6 protein-coding genes are annotated in these 4101 nt (G+C 65.4%); 2 read left to right on the top strand and 4 right to left on the bottom strand.

Annotated features, from left to right (window positions below):
- Nucleotides 1-258: 258 nt before the first annotated feature.
- Nucleotides 259-1233: a DNA/RNA non-specific endonuclease gene (locus tag L995_RS09400; protein ID WP_047471193.1), complete on the top strand. Its 975-nt coding sequence runs from the start codon at nucleotides 259-261 to the stop codon at nucleotides 1231-1233.
- 356 nt (nucleotides 1234-1589) lie between these two features.
- Here L995_RS09400 and L995_RS09405 read toward each other — a convergent pair whose 3' ends face one another.
- The 3 genes from L995_RS09405 to L995_RS09415 all read right to left on the bottom strand — a co-directional run bounded on the left by L995_RS09405 (nucleotide 1590) and on the right by L995_RS09415 (nucleotide 2942).
- Entirely contained in the window at nucleotides 1590-2195 is a 606-nt protein-coding gene (locus tag L995_RS09405) for an ATP-dependent Clp protease proteolytic subunit (protein WP_047471194.1), read from the bottom strand.
- Between the two features lie 79 nt (nucleotides 2196-2274).
- The gene (locus L995_RS09410; protein WP_047471196.1) at nucleotides 2275-2631 is read right to left on the bottom strand and encodes an SRPBCC family protein; all 357 of its coding nucleotides are present in this window, start codon (nucleotides 2629-2631) and stop codon (nucleotides 2275-2277) included.
- The gene (locus tag L995_RS09415) at nucleotides 2628-2942 is read right to left on the bottom strand and encodes an ArsR/SmtB family transcription factor (protein WP_012203973.1); all 315 of its coding nucleotides are present in this window, start codon (nucleotides 2940-2942) and stop codon (nucleotides 2628-2630) included. The genes L995_RS09410 and L995_RS09415 overlap by 4 nt, the downstream gene beginning before the upstream one ends.
- Nucleotides 2943-3046: 104 nt before the next feature.
- Here L995_RS09415 and L995_RS09420 point away from each other — a divergent pair, with 104 nt between their 5' ends.
- On the top strand, nucleotides 3047-3766 hold the full coding sequence (locus L995_RS09420; protein WP_156136023.1) for a DUF4124 domain-containing protein: 720 nt from the start codon (nucleotides 3047-3049) through the stop codon (nucleotides 3764-3766).
- An 89-nt stretch (nucleotides 3767-3855) separates the two neighbouring features.
- Here L995_RS09420 and L995_RS34295 read toward each other — a convergent pair.
- Nucleotides 3856-4101, bottom strand: a 246-nt coding sequence (locus L995_RS34295; protein WP_231574397.1) for a hypothetical protein, incomplete at its 5' end; no start/stop codon positions are given.

The following is a 4101-nucleotide window of genomic DNA, read 5'->3' on the forward strand; positions in this document are numbered from 1 at the left end:
CTTCGGCTTTGATGCGGCCTTTCTTTCGCTGGGCGGCATCGCGGTGCTGGCCCTGGCGCTGTGCTGGTTCGGCGCACCGTCCGAACACCGGGCGGCCCGTCTCCAGCCCAAGGCCTGAGGACCGGCAGCGCACGGCTCGCTTTCGGAGCACCTGGACACATTTGGGGACCTGGAAACATAGGAGAATTCCTAGGACCCGAACCAGAACCCGCACCATTGCGGACTTGCCTCCCTGCGGCCAGCGCCTGCCGCCCCCGAATGACAGTCAAGAACAAGAAGCCTTCCGCGCGCAAGCGCAGTTCCTCCCCCGCCTCCAAGAAGAAAGCCTCCGGCCGCAGCGGCCGCAGCGGACTGTGGCGCTCCGTGATCGCCGCCGTAGTGGCGGCAGCGGGCACCTTCCAGATCGCCAGCTGCAGCCTGGACCCGAACTGGCATCCCAAACTGCCCGAGCCTCCCCTGCTGTCCACCCTGCCCATCCCCGGGCTGGAGCACCTGCGCAAGCAGCCGGAGACAGGTTCGGGCACGGCCTCCGGTGGTGGCAGCCCGCCTGCCGGCAGCCTGGCCACGGGCTTTTCGCACTGCCGCGATTTCTTCCCCGGTGGCGAGCCCCCTGCCCTGCAGGTCCAGCCCCTTCAGCGCGAGCTGTGCTTCAGCGCCTTCGCCGTGCTGCACAGCGGACAGACCAAGACGCCCGTCTTCGTGGTGGAGCGCCTGAACCGCCAGTTGCTGGAGCAGGGCCAGGGCCTCAAGCGCAGCGACAAGTTCTATGCCGATGCCCGCCTGCCCCGCGCCGAGCGTGCCGAACTGGACGACTACCGCCGCTCCGGCTACTCGCGCGGCCACATGGCGCCGGCCGGCGACATGTACTCGCCCGAGGCCATGGCCCAGAGCTTCAGCCTGGCCAACATGGTTCCCCAGGACCAGACCCACAACGGCGGCGTCTGGAGCAAGGTCGAGCAGGACACGCGCCGCTACGCCCAGCGCGCCAAGGGCGATGTCTACGTCTTCACCGGGCCGGTGTTCGACGGCCAGCCCCTGACCATCGGGCCGGGCAAGGTCCATGTGCCCAGCCATATCTTCAAGCTGGTGTACGACGCGAGCACGGGGCGTGCCTGGGCGCACTGGCAGGCCAATAGCCCGGATACGCGGATGAGTGCGCCCATCAGTTATGAGGAGTTCACTCGGAGGACGGGGATGCCGTTGTTGGCGGGGGTGATGCGGGGGCGCAGTTAGTCTTCTGGCGTGGGCCAGGGTTCCGTCTTTGCCCCTGCCGGGTGGTTTTCTTTCGAGGCCGGGTCTCGGCCCGGCGGCCGACCTACCTTCTTTTGCTTCGCCAAAAGAACGTAGGCCAAGAAAAGGCGACCCGGATGTCCGCGACCCTCCGCTTCGCTGCGGGCAACCTGCGTCGTGGCGGTTGCGGGGTTCGCCGTGAAACTCACTTCGCGCTGCGCGCTACGTTCAAACATCACGGCGAGTCAGATGACGAAGCAAGCCTGTCCTTCGGCAGGCTTGCAACCCCGCAACCGCCACGCCGCAGGCGCTGACATACGGGAGTGGGGAGAAAGGCAGCCGCTCGCTGGCGCTGCGGCTCAGGGGGTTGCCATGCGCCGATCCAGAACCTTGTCTATCAGGCCCCATTCGCGGGCTTCTTCTGCGGTCATGAAGCGGTCGCGGTCCAGGTCGCGTTCCACCTCTTCGTAGCTGCGGCCGCAGTGCTGGGCGTACAGGCGTGTCACGCGGTCCTTGGTGCGCAGCATTTCCTCGGCATGGATGCGGATGTCGGAGGCCTGGCCCTGCACGCCGCCCAGCGGCTGGTGCACGTGCAGGCTGGCATTGGGCAGGGCCATGCGATGGCCGGGCTCGCCGGCCATGAGCAGGAAGGATCCCATGGAGCGCGCCGTGCCCATGCACAGCGTGTGCACGGGGGATTGGATGAACTGCATGGTGTCGTACATGGCCAGCCCGCTGGTGATCACCCCGCCGGGCGAGTTGATGTAGAGGTGAATGGGCTTGTCCGGGTTCTCCGCCTCCAGGAACAGCAGTTGCGCGCAGACCAGGGCAGAGACCGCGTCGTTGACCTCGCCGTTGAGAAAGATCACGCGGTCGCGCAGCAGGCGCGAGTAGATGTCGAAGGACCGCTCTCCGCGCGCCGACTGTTCGACAACCATGGGGACGAGCATCATCGATTCGCGCATGGGCGAACTCCTGTGTGTGGTGGTGAAAAAAGAAAGGGCTGCGGCCCTGCGCCGCATGCCCCGTTGCCCGGGCAGGGTTTCAGGTCGCGTACATCAGGAAGCCGCCGTCGTTGGCCGCTTCCCTGGCCGGCTGCACCCGCGCATCGGTCAGCACATGGACGATGCGCAGCAGCGTGCCGCCATCGGCGCCGGGGCTGATCTGCAGGTCCACCGTGCTTTCAAGAAAGGGCGGCTCCGCCTCGCGCAGCCGCAGGCGCAGTTCCTGCTGCGGCACCTGCTGCAAAGGCTCGGCATGCTCGGTGCCCGGCAGCCACTGCGCGCGCAGCTCGGGAATGCTCAGCGCGCGCCAGACCTTCTCTGGCGGGGCGTCCAGCGCGTACTCCTGCACCAGCTCGCGGGCCGCATCGTCGGTGTCCATATCGCTCATCTTGTTCATTGGTCCATGTCCTTGAGCAGGCCCTTGAGTGCATCCACGCGCTGCGGCCAGTAGGCGCGGTACTTCGCCAGCCAGCCCGCAATCTGCGCCAGCCCTTCGGGATCAACCTCGTAATGCATGAAGCGCCCCTGCCGCTGCTCGCTCACCAGCCCCGCATTGCGCAGCACGGCCAGATGCTGGGACATGGCCGACTGGCTGATCTCCATCCCCTCGCGCAGCGCGCTGGCATGCATGCTGCCAGCGGCCAGCTTCTCGAAGATGGAGCGGCGCGTAGGGTCGGCCAGGGCCTTGAAGATGTCGTTCTCGGGCATGGCAACACTTTAGCAATCACTTATCTCAAAGGCAAGCGGTCCATGGCAAACGCCACCGACAAGGCCTGCTCAAGGAAGTCTGGCTCGGCAGGTGAATTGGTCGGTTGAAGTGGCTGACGTATAACCACTGCACGGGGCCGCAAAAGAGTCAGGAAACCCGTCATTTCCAGCTCCGCAGCGCATTGGCAACGCCGGGGGGCAAAGGCTCGCAGCAGCCAGTTCACTTCATTGGAGACTCAATGGCCCATTCATCCACTGGCGGCAGCAGACATGCAAAGCGCACTTCCCTCAAGCAACCCCGAAACATGACCGCCCTGCTGAAAAGTCTGCTGTGGATGGTGGCCGCAGCCGGCCTGGCCCCCGATGCCCAGGCCGTCATGAAATGCCTTGCCGACGGAAAAACCTGGTACCAGGATGCCCCCTGCCCGCAAGGCACCACCGCCAAGCCCATGCAACTGGACCCGCCCCCTGCATCCCCCGAGCCTCTGCGGAATTCAATGCCGACCGAGCCCGCCACCAAGCCCGCGTCAGCCCCCGCACCACAGGCTGTATCGCCCTCCTCCATGCTGGAGGAAGAAGCGCGCATGTGTCTTGACTGGTACCAGAAAAATGCCGGCCTGCCCCCGGGCGCCACGTACATGAGCGCCACCAAGGATCGCCGGGTGGTGACCCTCGTGATTGCCGCCCCCGTTTCCATGACAAACCACACGGGAGCCAGAGTGCAGGGCACGACGCAGACGCCAGCTTCCTGCGAGATCAACGGCGGCAAGATCGATGACGGATGGACACGCACCCATGCCAGGCGTGGCAACTGGATTCAGTGAATGGAGCATGGCATTGGTCGTGTCTCCATGAAACCGAGCCCGCCGCGCTCTTTCGGGTTTCGGCAAACATGCGCTAGGTGTGGCGCGCTTCAAGACACCGCAGCAGACAAACCCTCATCCGCAAACCGCTTGGCCGCCTTGAGCAGATAGCTCACGGCATAGAGGATGGGGTCGTCGGCCTCATCCCCATTCAGATGGTCCACCACCTCGATGGCATAGCCCAGGTTCACCGCCGTGTCGTGCAGCAGGCCCAGCAATTCCTTGTCCTGCGGCTCCAGCGACTGCGCCTGATCGGCCTTCACGTAGTAGATGCGCAGCAGATCGCGGCACACGCA

It is taken from the genome of Delftia sp. ZNC0008 (genome assembly GCF_000799035.1).
Lineage (GTDB): Bacteria > Pseudomonadota > Gammaproteobacteria > Burkholderiales > Burkholderiaceae_C > Comamonas > Comamonas tsuruhatensis.